Genomic DNA, 15,993 nt, shown 5'->3' on the forward strand with positions numbered 1-15,993 from the left:
GTCAGGCACCACGGGTCGGTATGCGGTTTTCGAAATAGCGGAAGGCGACCACCAGAATGCCCGTAAGGCACAGGTAGATCAGAGCAAGCAGCAGCAGCGGTTCGTAGGTGAGATAGGTTTCCTGCCGCACCTTCGAGATGACCGCATAGACATCGACGACGGTGATCGTGGCGACCAGCGGCGTCGACTTGAGCTGCAACACGGTCTCGCCATTGAGCGTCGGAAGCGCGCGGTGGATCGCACGCGGCAGCCAGATCCGCCGGAACATCGTCCAGCGGCTCATGCCATAGGCCCGCGCCGCCTCCAACTCGCCGGCTGGCACGCCGGCAAAGGCGCCGCGCATCACTTCGCCCTCGTAGGCGGCAAAGGAAATGGTGAGCGCCGCAACGCCATAAGGCCAGGCTTCGCGCAGATACGGCCAGAGAAACGAGTGGCGGATTGCCGGAAATTGCGGAAACAGCGAGCCGAGCCCGTAATAAAGCAGCCACAACTGCAGGAGCAGCGGCGTCCCGCGGATGATCGTGCAGAAGATCTTGGCAAGGCCCTTGAGATACCAGGGCCCGGTGACCTGGACGAGACCCAGCGGCACGGCAAAAAGGAAGCCAAGGATCGAGGTGCTGAACAGCATCGCGATGCTGACAAGGATGCCCCAGCCGAGCCTCGGCAGGTAGCGCGGCAGCCAGTCCCAGCGCATCAGGAGGGCGACGGCGACGATCAGTGCGGCGGCGACGAGAATGAGAACGACACGGTGAGGCTTGAGGAAGTTCTCGCCTTTCGGCAGGTCTTCGGGGGTGAAGGCCAGAGCGGGATGAGGAAAAGTGTGAAGCGGTTTTCCGCCCGCATCCCGCTCCAACTCATTAGAATCGACCACATTTGTGATTTTGGATTGTTTCAATCCAAAATCAGCGTGATCGAGAGCGTGGGTCGTTTCGTCGGTCATCGCTGCTCCACGAAACCACGCCGGGCATGCCTCTCCAAGGCGCCGATGAAGACGTTGGAAACGAGCGTCAGCGCAAGATAGAGCGCGCCGGCAGCGCAGAAGAAAAGCAGATAGGCCTTGGTTGCGCCGGCCGCCTGGCGGGTTACCAGCGTCAGCTCGCTGAAGCCGACGACGGCAAGCAGGGCGGTATCCTTGGTGGCGATCAGCCAGAGATTGGCGAGGCCGGGGATGGCATAGGGCAGCATCGCGGGGAGGGTGACACGCCGCAGGACCTTTCCGGGCGACATGCCGTAGGCGCGCGCCGCCTCGATCTGCCCGGCGGGCACGGCCTTGATCGCGCCGCGCAACACTTCCGTCGAATAGGCCCCCTGGACGACGCCAATGACGAAGATACCGGCCATCAGGCCGCTGATGTCGACCGTCCCGAAGCCGACGGCGCCGAGCAGCTGGTTCAAGAGGTCGGTGCCGGCATAGTAGAGGAGGAGGATGAGGACGAGTTCGGGCACGGCCCGGACGATGGTGGTGTAGCATTCGAGAAGATCGCGCGTGACCGGCCCGCCATAGAGCTTGCCGAAGGCGCCGCCGACGCCGAGCAGGAGGCCGAGCGCGTAGCCGCCGACCGCGATCTGGATCGAATGGAGAAAGCCTTGCAGCAATACGCCGCCCCAGCCGGGCGCCGAAAGCGAGAGCAGGCTCCAGTTGATGATGGAATCCGCGGCCATGGCGACTTCATGCTCCTTCTGCATCTTCCCAGCTCGAAACGGAGTTGTGAAGATGCAGCAATTCAAGTGTTACAGCGACCATGCGCCCGGATAGGCGCATAGCGCGCTGCAAAGCGTCGGCCGGAAGCGCTTAGCCGCCATAGATGTCGAAGTCGAAATACTTCTTCGAGAAGGTGTCGTAAGTGCCGTTCTCGCGGATCGCCTTGATCGCCGCGTTGATCTTGTCCTTGAGCTCGGCCTCGCCCTTGCGCAGGCCGACGCCGACACCGGGGCCGAGGATGGCGAGATCCTGGGCGACATCGCCCTTGTAGTCGCAGCATTCCTTGCCCTGGTCGCTCTTCAGGAAGGCATCGAGCGCTATCGCATCCGCCTGCACTGCGTCGAGACGGCCGGCGGCCAGGTCCTGGTTTGCCTCGTCCTGCGTCTGGTATTCCTTGACCTCCACGCCGGCCGGGGCGAAGTGCGCGGTCGCGTAGGCCTGATGCACGGTCGAAACCTGCACGCCAAGCGTCTTGCCCGACAGGCCTTCCGGCGTCGGCTTGATGTCCTCGCCCTTGGTGCCGATGACGCCGGTCGGCGTGTTGTAGTACTTGTCGGAAAAGTCGATCGTCTTCAGGCGCTCTTCCGTGATCGACATCGAGCCGATGATCATGTCGATCTTCTTGGAAGTCAGCGCCGGAATGATGCCGTCCCAGGCGACGGGCGTGATCACGCAGTCGAGCTTCGCCTCGGCGCAGATCGCCTTCATGAACTCGACTTCCCAGCCTTCCCAATTGCCGTTGGCGTCAGGCGAGGTGAAGGGCGGATAAGGCTCGGCGGCAAAGCCGACCTTGACCGGCTCAGCCTGCGCGGCGACGGCGCCCGCGATCGACAAAGCGGCCGCGACCGCTAGGAGTTTCAATGTCTTCTTCATGCTGTTCCCTTTTTTGGTTGTTGAGCATTGCGGAATTCAGTGAATGGAGCTGATGAACTTCTTGAGCCTCTCAGATCTCGGCGCACCGAAGATCGCCTCGGGTGACCCCTGCTCTTCGATGACGCCGTTGTGCAGGAAGACGATGTGATTGGCGACGTCGCGGGCAAACTTCATCTCGTGGGTGACGAGGATCATCGTGCGCTTCTCACGCGCAAGATCGCCGATGACGGAGAGCACCTCGCCGACAAGCTCCGGATCGAGAGCCGAGGTCGGTTCGTCAAAGAGCATCACCAGCGGCTGGATCGCCAGCGCCCGGGCGATCGCCGCGCGTTGCTGCTGGCCGCCGGAAAGGAAGGCCGGATAGGCGTCGCGTTTCTCGTAAAGGCCGACCCGGCGTAGCAGTGTCTCGGCCGTCTCGATCGCCTCGGCCTTGGATTTGCCGAGCACATGCACCGGCACCTCGATCACGTTTTGAAGAATGGTCATGTGCTGCCAGAGATTGAAGCTCTGGAAGACCATGCCGAGTTGAGTGCGAATTCGCTGCACTTGCTTGCGATCGGCGGGCACTAGCCCGCCATGGCCGTCGGGCTTCATGCGGATTTCCTCGCCGTGAACGCTGACGCGTCCGGCCGACGGCAGTTCCAGCATGTTGATACAGCGAAGAAAAGTGGATTTGCCCGAGCCGCTGCCGCCGATGATCGCGATCACGTCGCCCTGTCGGGCTGTGAGCGACACACCTTTCAGCACTTCCAATGGCCCGAAACGCTTGTGCAGGTCAGTGACCGCGATTGCCTGGGCCGTACCCGTCATCGACGCGCCACTCCCGTGGCTCGCAGAGCTTTCGTTGAAAGCATGAAAACAGTTCCCCTGGTCGTTCTCTCGTGCAGCATCTTCGGCTTGTCACGCTGTTTCATTGGGGGGAATGTTGCACTTGTGCCGATATTATTCAAGCGTATAATAATTTCATCGCGGTTTTTTTGGCCGCGCCGTCTGAACGAGTATCACCGCAGGAGCGATGCATGAGCCCATCCGGTTCGCTAACCCTGACGATCTGGTTGCGACGTCCTGCGCGCTGGAGATTGCAGTGAATCGCCGCACATTTCACCGCGCTCCCGAAGGCGAGCGGCGTCAGGAGCTGATCGAGGCGACGCTTGATTGCATCGCGGAATTCGGCTTGAAAGGCGCGACCGTCCGTCAGATCGCGATCCGCGCCGGCGTGACCGCAGGGCTGGTCCGCCATTATTTCGACTCCAAGGACCAGATGGTCGCGGAGGCCTACCGCGCCGTCATCGCTTCTCTCACCGAGAAGGCGCAGAACGTCGAAGGCGATCCTGCGACGCGGCTCAGGGAATTCATTGCGGTCAACTTCACCGAACCGGTTGCCGACAGCCGCAGCGTCTCGCTTTGGGCGGCCTTCATCAGCCAGGTGCGGGTCGATCCGGTTCTCGCCGAGATCCACCGCGAAGGCTATCTCGCCTTCCGCAACACGCTGCAGGAACTGCTGAGCGAATTCCTTGCCGCCAAGGGCCGGCCCGCGAGCGAGGAAGAGTGCCGCCGCCATGCGATTGCGATCAACGGCCTGGTGGACGGGCTCTGGGTCGAAGGCTGCCTTGCCGGCGACCTCTTTCGCGACGGCGAACTGGTCAGCATTGCCATGGCCTCGGTCGAGGCCGTGCTCGGCCTACCAATCAAAAACTGATGCGTGTCGCCCAAAACGTGCAGCGGTTTTGGGATAGCGACGTGCTTAAAACAAAGAACCAAAAAGGGAGCAAACATTTGCGCTACGCGTCGATCACCTCACGTCTTGCTGATCTCGGTTCCGGTAAATGGACGTTGCACATCCGCGCGCGCCAACTGAAGGCAGAAGGGGCCGATATCATCGAGCTGACGATCGGTGAGCCGGATCTGCCGCCGGACCGCTCCCTGCTTGACGAATGCCAGCGTGCCATGAACGCCGGGCGGTACCGCTACTCGAACGGGCGCGGCGAACCGGCCGTGGTCGCTGCTCTTGCGGAAAAATACCGGCGGCGCCGCGCCGATGCGACTGCCGAAAACGTCCTGTGTTTTCCAGGCACGCAGACGGCGCTCTTCGCCGTCATGCTGGGCCTCGTCGAGGCTGGCGACGCCGTGCTCGTCGGCGATCCGCTCTATGCGACCTACGAAGGCGTCATCTGTTCGACTGGCGCCCACCATGTGCTCGTCCCACTGAAACCCGAATTCGGTTTCCATATGCGGGCGGAGGACTTGGAAAAGGCGATCACGCCGGAATGCCGTGTGCTGCTTCTCAACACACCGCACAATCCGACCGGTGCGGTGCTGACTGCCGCCGAGATTGCCGCCATCGGCGAAGTCGCACGCCGCCACGACCTCTGGATCGTCTGCGACGAAGTCTATGAGGAACTGGTCTTCGATGCCGCGTTCGCGTCGCCCTTCGACAACCCCGATCTGGCCGAGCGCACTGTCGTCGTCTCGTCGATCTCCAAGTCGCACGCTGCACCCGGCTTCCGCAGTGGCTGGGCGATCGGCCCTGCCGAATTCACAAACCGCCTCCTGCCGATCTCCGAAACCATGTTTTTCGGCGTGCAGCCGTTCATCGCCGACATGACGGCTTACGCGCTGACCCACGAGATCGACACGGCGAAAAAAATGCGCGCGGCCTACAAGCGGCGCGCCGGGCGCATCGTTGATGGCCTTGCCGATGCGCCGGGTGTCTTTGTCCTGCCGCCGGAAGCGGGCATGTTCACGCTGATCGACGTCGCCGGTACCGGTCTTTCCGGCGAGGCCTTCGCATGGGCGCTTCTCGAAGAGGAAGGCGTGGCGGTGATGCCGGGTTCCTCCTTCGGCGAGGAAGCGCAGAATTTCCTGCGCGTGAGCCTCACCGTTCCCGATTGCGATATCGATGAAGCATGCCGGCGTATCGGCTCCCTGGCGGAGCGCCTGACCGCCCGCAGGGAGCGCCGCGCATGACTGCCGGAATGAAAACCGTAGGCGAGGTCCTCGTCGATCTCCTCGAGGCAAACGGTGTCGAAGTTGTGTTCGGTATACCCGGCGTGCACACGGTCGAACTCTATCGCGGTCTTGCCTCATCGAAGATCCGCCATGTCACGCCGAGGCACGAGCAGGGCGCGGGCTTCATGGCCGATGGATATGCGCGCGTCAGCGGCAAACCAGGTGTTGCGCTCGTCATCACCGGCCCCGGCCTCACCAACACCATCACGGCGATGGCGCAGGCTCGCCAGGATTCGATCCCGATGCTTGTCATTTCCGGCGTCAACCGTCGCGATTCGCTCGGCCATGGCCGCGGCCTGCTGCACGAATTGCCCGACCAGCACGGGATGATGAAGACGCTGGCGCTTTATTCCCACACGCTGCTCAACCCCACCGATTTGCCGCTTGTGGTGGACCGGGCCTTTGCGGTCCTGCTTTCCGGGCGGCCCGGGCCAGTGCACATCGAGATTCCGACCGACGTGATGGCTCTGCCGATCGAGAGCAAGGCGGCGAGACCCGCCGCCGCAACCCGGCCGCGGTCCGACGGCGAAACCTTGCAGAAGGCGGCGATCCTGTGCGCCGAGGCCGCCCAGCCGGTGATCATATGCGGCGGCGGCGCGCTGACGGCGGAAGCGGAAGTGCGGCAGCTTGCGGAACTGATCGGCGCGCCGGTGGTGACGACCGTCAACGCGCGCGGCATGCTTGCCGGCCACCCCCTGAGGGTGCCGGCGAGCCCGAGCTTGAAGGCGGTGCGCGCCCTGCTGCGGGCCGCGGATCTTGTCTTGGCGCTCGGCACGGAGATGGGCCAAACGGACTACGATCTTTATGCCGATGGCGGCTTTCCGGAGCTGCGCAATCTCATCCGCACCGACATCGATGCCGCGCAGCTCGCCCGCGGGCCGCAGGCAGCACTTTCGATCCTGTCGGGCGCGAAGATGGCGACGGCCGGCATCCTGGGCTTTCTGCCCGGCCATATGGCTGCAAAAGACGGCGCAGAGCGTGCGGAATTTGCTCGCAAGGCGGCGCTCAAGGAATTGTCCGCCAAGATGCGCGCGGAAGTCGCCGTCATCGACATGATCTACGGGGCGCTTCCCGATTGCGTGATCGTCGGGGACTCCACGCAAGCCGTCTACGCCGGCAACCTCTATTGCGATGCGCCCCGACAACGGAGCTGGTTCAATTCCGCGACCGGTTACGGGGCGCTCGGTTATGCGCCGCCGGCGGCAGTCGGCGCGGCCGTGGCGGATCGCGGCAAGCCTGTCGTCTGTCTCGTCGGCGACGGCGGCTTTCAATTCTCGCTGGCCGAGATCGGCTCGGCCGTCGACGCCGCGGCGAGGGTGATCTTCCTCGTCTGGAACAATGACGGGTACCAGGAAATCGAGTCCTACATGGTCGATTCCGGTATCACCCCGGAAGGTGTGAAGCCCTCCGCTCCAGACTTTCTGATGACTGCCAGGGCATATGGCGTTCCGGCGGAACGGCTGGCCGATGTCCGCGATCTGCCGCGCGCGCTCACTGTGGCCGCTGCGCGACCCGGACCTTCGCTGATCGAAATCCATGAGGCAAAGACCGTCGGTGTTACCGCCTGACCGAGCAATGAACTGAGCCGGATTTGACTTTTCTGCCCCGGAATGGTGTTAAGAGGCCGCACGCTCGAATCCGGCCATGTTCTTTCGATAGGCTGCAGCAGTCGGGTTGAATTTCGTCTCGCCGGTGTCCCGGTCAAGGGCCCGTCGAGAAAAAGGGATAGTGTCCTCGATGGACCTCTTGGGTGGTGGCAGCAAGAGCATGCAGGCCAGCCGGCTCCTTGCCGTGCTGTGGCTGTTCTGTGCCTCCTTTGCCATGCAGGTCATTGCCGTTGGGCAGAGTGTTTCGAGCCGCACCTCTGGCGCGCCTGCCGGCAATGTCGCTGTGCCGGACACCGGCTCCTCCGATCGTCCGGCGGTACGGCAGGGTTCGAGGGCAGTTACCTTGCCCGATCTCCGTTTCGTCGGCGAGCGAGCGGATGGAAAATCGACGACCGGAGGCGATCTCCCACCGGTTCTTCCCTTCGATTTCGTCAACTTGCCTGCCCTTGAAAACGCTCGGCCGCCGTTGTTTCCGCGAGCGGACATCGTGGCAGGAGCGCAGCTCTTTAGCGAACGCATTCGCGCTCCACCTGAGGCATAAAGCATCGTTCAGTGTTGGTGGGCCGGCGATCTCCGGTCCGCCTGAGTTTTGATGAAAACCTGGCCCGGACGCCGCTGGTTGAGCGCGTTCAGGCATTCATGGAATTTCCACATGCATACATCCAGATGGGCGGTCCTCGCCTATGTCGCGATCATTATTTTCGGATGCCTCGCGGCGGTGCCGAGCGTTCTGCCGCAAGGCATGAGAGAGCAATTCACGTCGATCCTGCCCTTCAAGCCGGTCACTCTCGGCCTCGATTTGAGGGGCGGCTCGCACCTCGTTCTCGAGGTCGACGGCGCCGGCCTGCAGAAGGCGCGGCTCAATACGCTTCTTGATGATACCCGCCGGGTTCTCCGCGGCGAGCGCGTTTCCGCCTCGTCGGCGCGCATCAGCGGTAACGCCGTAACGGTCAGCATCGCGGATGCGGCCGATCGCGAAAAGGTGTTGCCGAAGCTGCAGGAACTCGCAACCCCCGTCAGCACGATCGGCTTCGGCGGCGCGGCGCCTGAGGTCGAGGTAACGACGAACGCCGACGTGGTGACACTCGCGATCACCGAGGCAGGACTTGCCGACCGCATGACCAAGGCGGTCGAGCAGAGCCTGGAGATTATCCGCAACCGCGTCGACCAGGTCGGCGTCGCCGAGCCGCTGATCCAGCGTATCGGCTCGAACCGCATCCTCGTACAGCTCCCCGGCCTGCAGGATCCGACCCGTCTTCGCGAACTCCTGGGCTCCACGGCGCAGATGAGCTTCCACATGCTCGATCAGACCGCGGACGTCACACAGCCGCCGCCACGCGGCGTCGACATCCTTCCCGGCGCCAATGACGGCAACAAATACCCGGTCGAAAGCCGCGTTGCCATTTCCGGCGAGCGGCTCGATGACGCCAAGGTCGGCTTCGACCAGCGCACGAACCAGCCGGTCGTGGACTTCACCTTCGATTCGCTTGGCGCCCGCCAGTTCGCCGAAATCACGCGTGAAAATGTCGGCCGCCCGTTCGCAATCGTCCTCGACGGCAAGGTGCTGACCGCACCGGTAATCAACGAGCCGATCCTCGGCGGCCGTGGCCAAATCAGCGGTCATTTCACCGCTCAGGAGGCAACGGTTCTCTCCGCGCTCCTCCGCTCGGGCGCCCTGCCGGCGCCGCTCACGATCATCGAAGAGCGTTCGGTCGGCCCGAACCTCGGCAGCGACTCGATCCGCATGGGCCTCTACACCGGTCTTGCCGGCTTCGCCCTCGTCGTCGTCCTCATGGTCGTCCTCTATGGCGCCTGGGGCATGATCGCCAATGTCGGCCTGGTGCTGCACACGGCCTTGACGATCGGTGTTCTCGGCATGATCGGCTCGACGCTCACCCTGCCCGGCATTGCCGGCATCATTCTCGGCATCGGCATGGCCGTCGACGCCAACATCCTCATCAACGCACGTATCCGCGAAGAGACGGAAGGGGGCGCCGGCGCGATGAAGGCGCTAGATGTCGGCTTCAACAAGGCTTACGCGACGATCCTCGACTCCAACGTCACGACGCTCTCCGGCACAATCCTCCTGTTCTGGCTCGGCAGCGGCCCGGTTCGCGGCTTTGCCGTCACCATGATGCTCGGCATCGTCATCTCGATGTTCACGTCCATCACGGTCGTGCGTCTGCTGATGCGCGAGGTCGTCGTCCGCCGCAAGATGAAGAAGCTGGAGATCCCGTCGCTCTTCGGCGGCGTGCCGCATCTGCCGACCATCTCCTTCATGAAGCGCCGCTTCCAGGCAATCGGCTTCTCTGCCTTCCTGTCGATCAGCTCGGTGGTGCTGTTCTTCACACCGGGCCTCAACTACGGCATTGATTTCGTCGGCGGTATCCAGGTCGAGGCGGTATCGAAGGACAAGATCGATCTGGCGACGCTGCGTCACGGGCTCGAGGCGCTCAATCTCGGCGAGGTGGCGCTGCAGGACTTCGGCAACGGTCAGTCGGTGCTGATCCGCGTCCAGCGCCAGCCGGGCGGCGAGCAGGAGCAGACCGCGGCGCTGAACCGCGTCAAGGATGCGGTGACGACCGCCGTCCCGGGGGCGACCCTGGAGCGGACCGAGGTCGTCGGTCCGACGGTCAGCGGCGAGCTGCAGCGCTCCGGCTTCCTCGCCGTCGGTCTCGCTATGGTGGCGATCCTGCTCTACATCTGGTTCCGCTTCGAATGGCACTTCGCCGTCGGCGCGATCGCGGTGCTCTTGCTCGACATCACCAAGACGGTGGGCTTCTTCGCGCTTACCGGCGTGGACTTCAACCTGACGGCAATCGCCGCACTGCTGACGATGATCGGCTATTCGGTGAACGACAAGGTGGTCGTGTACGACCGCATGCGTGAAAACCTGCGCAAGTACAAGTCGATGCCCTTCTCGGATCTCATCGACATGAGCATCAACCAGGTGATTGCGCGATGCATCTTCACCTCCATGGCGACGGCCCTTTCCCTTGTGCCGATGGCGATCTGGGGCGGCGAAACGGTGCGCAGCTTCGCCTGGCCGATGATCTTCGGCGTCATCGTCGCCACGACCTCATCGATCTATATCGGTGGTCCGATCCTCCTGTTCCTGAGCCGGTGGTGGAAGGATCGCGAGGCGAGTCGCACCACGGCGCAGCAGCCGGGAACGCCAGCGGCGTGATCCGATCACAAATGACAAAACAGGAAGGGGCGGCCGTCGGCTGCCCCTTTTTCGTCTGAAAGTGCTGTCTTTATACGTCGTCCCTTGCAGATTGATTCGTCGCTACCTAGATAGCGTTCGAGTCCTCAGCGGGGACCACAAAAATAGAATTGTTGCCATGACGGTCAAAAACGGGAGAGCAGAGAATTATTTTTCTCCTCTTTGTTTTCGGAATTGACTAATTTGGTAGATTATTCTAGTTTGCGAAGCGTGATGCGGAGGAGTCCGCCTCACATTGTTCATGAACCGCCGCGGCGCGATGCGCCGGGCCCAGCCAAAGGAGAGTGACATGTCCGGAATCGTCTCGACCGCCGCTTTCTGCGGCTCGCGTTCCTATTGTCGTGCAACAGTGAAACGTCACCTTCGCGCACTTCGCCGAATGTGACCGTCCGAACTTCCCGAATTTCATCTTTTGCCGAGAATCGAATGATCCGCGCCGCGGGGCGTGGAGGAGCGTTACATGAGCAAGCAAGTTATCGAATATGGCGGTGAAGCCGTCGGCGTTGTTGTCCCCGACGAGGACCGGTTGAAGTTCTTGGCCGTGAAGTACTACGTCTGGGACCTGGACGCTCAACGTTTCCGCTCTGCCGATGAAGCGCGCGCGGCGATCCGCCGCCTGCTCGCCGGCCAAGGCGCCCGAAACCATCAGGTTGGCATTGCGGCGGCGTGATCTCCTGCATGTTTCCTTAAATCGTAGCCGATATGAAGGCATGCAAGCAATGCAAGTGCTACAGCGTCTTTTGCGCGTCCGATAAGACGCATGGCGCTGTAGCGTCCGCCGCCATGCGGCAATAAACCCATCAAATTTGAGGTTCATCCTCCCGAATTGTCGACCAAAATTGTGTATTGGCGACGCGTTTCTTGTGCTATGCGAAGACAGGATTGTGTCGTTGCCAACGATCCCGGGTCTTGGGACCGGGAGGGGAATTTCTGGGAATGCTGACGAAGAAGGGAAAATACGGGCTCAAGGCCCTCGTCGATCTGGCGCGCCTCGAACCGGGCGAGACTGCCTTCATCAATGAAATTGCCCAGCGCAACAACATTCCGAAAAAATTCCTCGACACGATTCTGCTCGAATTGCGCAATGCCGGCATGCTGCGTTCCAAGAAGGGGCCAGGCGGCGGCTATTCGCTTTCTCGGCCGGCGTCGGAGATTCGTATCGGCCACGTCATACGCACGCTTGACGGTCCCCTCGCACCGATCCGCTGCGCCAGCCGCACGGCCTATGAGGTCTGCGAAGACTGCAGCGATCCCGAGACCTGTCGTGTGCGGATATCGATGACGACGGTCCGTGACGCGATGGCCTCCATTCTCGACTCGATGACGCTTGCGGAATTTGCGGGTGATGGCGATCTGCCGCACGAGGTTATCGAAGAAAAACGTGCGGGCTGACGGTCAGGAACGGCCGGTTTCAGTGCAAACAGGCGCAAATAGACTTGGTTTGCCAAGAAAAAGCGCTTATCAGCCTCCTATATGCTGCGGCTGCCGCTGAAACGGCGGGCGTTCGGACAATTTCGTCGCGGAAACTAGGGTCAACGATGGGCTTGAGACAAGTGAAAGCGGATGGGCAATCCCGTTCCGCCATGCTGGATTCGATCGGCAGGACGCTGACGACCGCAACCAACGGGATCAAGGCTCTCGCCGATCACCTGACGACGGATGAAGTCTTTGCGCGCAGCCTTGTCGATGCGATCGAATTGATCGGCGACAGCGAGGGCCGGGTCGTCGTGTCAGGCGTCGGCAAGAGCGGGCATATCGGCCGCAAGATCGCTGCGACCATGGCGTCCACCGGCACGTCCGCCTATTTCGTCCATCCGACCGAGGCGAGCCATGGCGATCTCGGCATGGTCACGTCGCAGGATGTCCTGATCCTGCTTTCCTGGTCGGGAGAGACGGCCGAGCTTGGCAACATGCTCACCTACGCCAAGCGCTTCAAGGTACCGGTTGTCTCGATCTGCGCCAATCGCGACAGCATCCTTGCGCGCAACTCCGATGTTGCCCTGGTGCTGCCGAAGGTGCCGGAAGCCTGCCCGCACGGGCTTGCTCCCACGACCTCGGCGATGCTGCAGCTTGCGGTCGGAGATGCCTTGGCAATCGCGCTCCTGGAGCGTCGCGGTTTCTCGGCTGAAGATTTCAAGACATTCCATCCCGGTGGCAAGCTCGGCGCGCAGCTGCGCCTCGTGCATGAACTCGCGCATGTGGCGGAACAGGTGCCGCTGCTGCCGGTCGGTCGTCCGATGAGCGAAGCGGTCATCGAGATGTCGTCGAAGGGATTTGGCGTAGTCGGCATCGTCGACGAAGGCGGCGCGCTGATCGGCGTGATTACCGACGGCGACCTGCGCCGTCACATGGCGGGCGATCTGCTGCTTCAGCCGGTCGAGGACGTGATGTCGCGCAATCCGAGGGTCATCAAAGGCGACGTGCTTGCCAGCGCCGCCATGGAGTTCATGCAGGAGCACAAGGTGACCGTGCTTTTCCTGGTCGACGACGCCGGACTCCCGGCCGGCATCCTGCATATCCACGATCTTCTGCGCGCCGGCGTCGCGTGACCGCCCCGCGACGGCGGACGATGACGTCAGCGGCCGCCAAGTGCCGCAAAGGGAGCGCTCTTTTCCGGCTTTCGCCGGGGCGGAGGGTCTACGAAAGCCCCGGGCTCGTTGACGACGCCCTGATGCAGACGCTCCGCGATCGCGTTTGCGCCGGCACTCGTGCCTGCGCTTGAATAGAGGTTGCCACGGACCTGGATGGCCGCGGCCATCAATCTGAACAAGGCCGCGCTCAAGTCTGGATCAGGCGCCTGCGGCGCTCGCCAGAACGTGTCGAGCGGCTGCTGATCGGTAAGCCCCGCAATGTCGAAAAGGGCACTGCCGAGGACTTTCACGGGTTTGCCCTGTTTCAACGCATGCAGGCCGGCGGTCGAGTTGACGGTAACGACGCCCGCGCTCCCGAGCACCAAAGCGTCCAGATTACCGCCGTCAAGATAGACGATGCGGTCTCCGATTCCGGTTTTGCCTGCCTCTTCGGCAACGATCTTGCGCCAGCGGATGAGGCCGTTGTCGAGGGGATGGGTCTTGATCGCCAGTTTGCTGCCCGCGGGTGCGTGGCGCGCGAAGGAAGCAAGGATCGCGCGGATCGCTTCCTTCTGACTGTTGAACGGCGAGTGCGCACGCAGTTGATAGTCGGTCTCCAACTGCAGCGGATAGACGAAATAATCGCGGCCCTCCGCGGCTAGCGAGCGGATGAGGGCATCGGCTGCACGTTGTTCCCGCCCCTGCGTGCTGAGGCGCAACAGCCACCCCGCATATTCCGCGAGGGGATGAAAGATCCCGTGTCGGCGATAGCCCGGAAAAAGAAACCAAAGGAAGACGTTCGGAAGATTGTAGAGCAGATCGCAGGCTGCTTCGGTGAAGAAGGATTGCTCGTAACGCCGCCGCCAGTCCGGTTCCGGCAGGCCGGCTGCAGCGCGCAGGATTTGGTCCGGTTCGGATGGAAAATGCGAGTTGGACGACATGCCGCCACGTTCCAGCGTCAGCCAGTCGGGGCGCAGATATCCCATCTCCACGATGAAGACAGCCACGCCTTCCTGGCGGGCAGCGGCGATCGCGGCCTGATGGTAGGGGCGCTCTTCGCCAAGCAGCACGAGGTCGCTGACGGCGTGGCGACGGATAAAGGCTTCAACATAGGTCGGCCAAGCCGACATGGAGCCGCGATAGTTGAAGGCCCCGCGGCGTCGCCAGAAAATCTGGTCGCCGACGTTGAGATTGATGCGCAGACACGTGTGGCCCAATGCCTCGAGCCGGCTGGCAATCTTGGCAAAGATCGGCGACGAGGGGCCCTGCAGAAACAGGAATGTCCGTAGTGTCGAGCGATTGATCGTCGTGTCCGCTGTCATTGCCAGTCGCCGCCGCTATTGCAGCGCATCCTTTTGCAGGTTCGCATGTCTGAGCAGCGACCGTATCAGGTTCCACGGGTCCTCGTCCTGGGGCGCTTTCGCACTGGATTGGGCCGGGCGGGCCTTTGCCAGCGGCACGATGAAATAGTCCGTGCGGGGATCCGGGAACGGGTCCGCGAAGGATTTCAAGAGAGGCGCATGGTCGCCGTAAAAGACGAGCCAGACGGGACGCTCGAGCTTGTTGAGACGGTTGACCAACTGCTTGAGGGCGGCATCCGACTGCTGCAGGATTGCCATATAGATATCGACCGGATTCGCCAGCGTGCCCACTCGGCCAGGCTCCCACGGGCCGTGATTGGCCATGGACGCGACGAAGAAAAAGCCGCTTTCGTCTTCCGGCAGCTTCTCGACTTCGGCGATCACTCGTTCTGTCAGCGTCGCGTCGGAGACATAGAGCCCGTCGCGCTCGGGTTTGTGGTCGAACGCGTCCAACATGGTGAGCTTCTCGAAGCCAAGCTGCGGCATCGCCTTGTGCCGGAGGAAGAAGGTGCGGTCGTAGGGGTGGATGAAGTGTGTATGCCAGCCGGCCCGCTTCAATTTCCCCGGCCAAACGACGTCGGCATAATGCGCGGCGCGCAGATAGGGATAACTCGCATCGACATGGAGGTCGTCCGGCAACAGTCCGCTCAGCACGGCGAACTCGGTGCGCAAGGTATAGCCGCCCTCGAACACATTGCCGAGGCGGCCCCATTGTATCGCCTGCTTGCGCAGCCGGTCGATCGTCGGCAGCTTGATCGTGTCGACGCCGAAGTGGCGCATGTCGATGAAGGATTCCGATTGCCAGACAACGATCAGCGGGGCTTCCTCGTGTCCGATCAGATCCAGCACGACGGCGCGAAGCCGTTCAGAAAGCTCGGCGACGATTTTTTCGCGTTTCACGCCCAGCCAAATAATGAAATGGAAGACGACGGAGGCAAACGTCCCGAAGCGCACCGTATTCATCTTGACGTTAACGGCCCTTACGAGTTTTTGCACAAGCGCCGCTGTCGGCCGGTTCACCGGCCCGTAGAACAAAAGGCCCCAAGGCGCGCTGGCGGCGAAGATCATCAGCAGAATCCAGAACAACTTGGCTTGCGCGGGCAAGATGCTTGGCTCGAAATACATGTAGAGGGCGGAGACGCCGAACACGTAAAGGCAAGCGACGATCCAGAACAGGATATTCAGCGAAGTCGCGTAGAAGATCGTCTTGTATTTGAAGACATCCGCGACGAGCGCGATGTCCGAGAAAACCAGCGGCTCGCGGATGAACTTGAACTTCGCGCGCGATATGCCGGTGAAGATGATGAAGAAGCTCATGACTCCGGCAGCGGCATAGAGCGGGCGCCAGGAAATCGCGAAAAAACCAGCAAAGACGAGCGCTATGACCGGCAGGCGCGCGAGGATGTCGATTCTGTCCTGATTGCGCCCGTAGGGGGGCCTGTTCCTCCTGCGCTCACGCGCCGGCAGGGCAAAGCGATCCGTGAAGAAAATCACGGCGCAGGACAGCAGATAGCAAAAGAGGGTCAGCGCCGCCGGATAATCATGGAGATGAAAGGAAAGCTGCGGCAAACGGTTACCTTCAGGCCATTCGGTCGCGCCGCGTCCCCCTACAGCGCCGCGCGTCTAATCGGACGCGCTAAGGTCG

General features: G+C 62.2%; 14 protein-coding genes. 8 read left to right on the forward strand and 6 right to left on the reverse strand.

All coding sequences use genetic code 11. The features are described from left to right. Position 1: 1 nt before the first annotated feature. From FKV68_RS03230 to FKV68_RS03245, 4 genes are all read right to left on the reverse strand, one after another. On the reverse strand, positions 2–940 hold the full coding sequence (locus tag FKV68_RS03230) for an ABC transporter permease (RefSeq protein WP_180940109.1): 939 nt from the start codon (positions 938–940) through the stop codon (positions 2–4). Then, the gene (locus tag FKV68_RS03235; protein ID WP_180941392.1) at positions 937–1,662 is read right to left on the reverse strand and encodes an ABC transporter permease; all 726 of its coding nucleotides are present in this window, start codon (positions 1,660–1,662) and stop codon (positions 937–939) included. The genes FKV68_RS03230 and FKV68_RS03235 overlap by 4 nt, the downstream gene beginning before the upstream one ends. Positions 1,663–1,792: 130 nt before the next feature. Then, on the reverse strand, positions 1,793–2,575 hold the full coding sequence (locus FKV68_RS03240; protein WP_180940110.1) for a transporter substrate-binding domain-containing protein: 783 nt from the start codon (positions 2,573–2,575) through the stop codon (positions 1,793–1,795). Between the two features lie 36 nt (positions 2,576–2,611). Beyond that, positions 2,612–3,385, reverse strand: a complete 774-nt coding sequence (locus tag FKV68_RS03245) for an ABC transporter ATP-binding protein (RefSeq protein WP_180940111.1) — start codon at positions 3,383–3,385, stop codon at positions 2,612–2,614. Between the two features lie 274 nt (positions 3,386–3,659). Here FKV68_RS03245 and FKV68_RS03250 point away from each other — a divergent pair, with 274 nt between their 5' ends. The 8 genes from FKV68_RS03250 (at position 3,660) to FKV68_RS03285 (ending at position 12,966) form a co-directional block, all read left to right on the forward strand. Further along, entirely contained in the window at positions 3,660–4,274 is a 615-nt protein-coding gene (locus FKV68_RS03250; protein WP_180940112.1) for a TetR family transcriptional regulator C-terminal domain-containing protein, read from the forward strand. A 77-nt stretch (positions 4,275–4,351) separates the two neighbouring features. Next, positions 4,352–5,542, forward strand: a complete 1,191-nt coding sequence (locus FKV68_RS03255) for a pyridoxal phosphate-dependent aminotransferase (RefSeq protein ID WP_180940113.1) — start codon at positions 4,352–4,354, stop codon at positions 5,540–5,542. After that, entirely contained in the window at positions 5,539–7,152 is a 1,614-nt protein-coding gene (locus FKV68_RS03260) for a 5-guanidino-2-oxopentanoate decarboxylase (RefSeq protein ID WP_180940114.1), read from the forward strand. The genes FKV68_RS03255 and FKV68_RS03260 overlap by 4 nt, the downstream gene beginning before the upstream one ends. Positions 7,153–7,321: 169 nt before the next feature. Continuing rightward, positions 7,322–7,732, forward strand: coding sequence for a hypothetical protein (locus FKV68_RS03265; RefSeq protein WP_180940115.1), 411 nt, complete (start codon positions 7,322–7,324; stop codon positions 7,730–7,732). Between the two features lie 111 nt (positions 7,733–7,843). Next, a complete protein-coding gene (gene secD / locus FKV68_RS03270; protein ID WP_180940116.1) occupies positions 7,844–10,378 on the forward strand; it encodes a protein translocase subunit SecD in 2,535 nt (844 codons plus the stop codon). A gap of 499 nt (positions 10,379–10,877) precedes the next feature. Continuing rightward, complete coding sequence (locus tag FKV68_RS03275; RefSeq protein WP_180940117.1) at positions 10,878–11,087, forward strand: hypothetical protein; 210 nt, start codon at positions 10,878–10,880, stop codon at positions 11,085–11,087. Between the two features lie 266 nt (positions 11,088–11,353). Further along, positions 11,354–11,809, forward strand: a complete 456-nt coding sequence (locus FKV68_RS03280; protein WP_180940118.1) for an RrF2 family transcriptional regulator — start codon at positions 11,354–11,356, stop codon at positions 11,807–11,809. 146 nt (positions 11,810–11,955) lie between these two features. After that, positions 11,956–12,966: a KpsF/GutQ family sugar-phosphate isomerase gene (locus FKV68_RS03285; RefSeq protein ID WP_180940119.1), complete on the forward strand. Its 1,011-nt coding sequence runs from the start codon at positions 11,956–11,958 to the stop codon at positions 12,964–12,966. Positions 12,967–12,992: 26 nt separating this feature from the next. Here FKV68_RS03285 and FKV68_RS03290 read toward each other — a convergent pair whose 3' ends face one another. Together FKV68_RS03290 and FKV68_RS03295 are read right to left on the reverse strand one after the other, a co-directional pair. Then, positions 12,993–14,309, reverse strand: a complete 1,317-nt coding sequence (locus FKV68_RS03290; RefSeq protein ID WP_180940120.1) for a capsule biosynthesis protein — start codon at positions 14,307–14,309, stop codon at positions 12,993–12,995. Between the two features lie 15 nt (positions 14,310–14,324). Next, the gene (locus tag FKV68_RS03295) at positions 14,325–15,917 is read right to left on the reverse strand and encodes an LTA synthase family protein (protein WP_180940121.1); all 1,593 of its coding nucleotides are present in this window, start codon (positions 15,915–15,917) and stop codon (positions 14,325–14,327) included. Positions 15,918–15,993: the final 76 nt, after the last annotated feature.

It is taken from the genome of Sinorhizobium mexicanum (assembly GCF_013488225.1).
GTDB classification, from domain to species: Bacteria; Pseudomonadota; Alphaproteobacteria; order Rhizobiales; family Rhizobiaceae; genus Sinorhizobium; species Sinorhizobium mexicanum.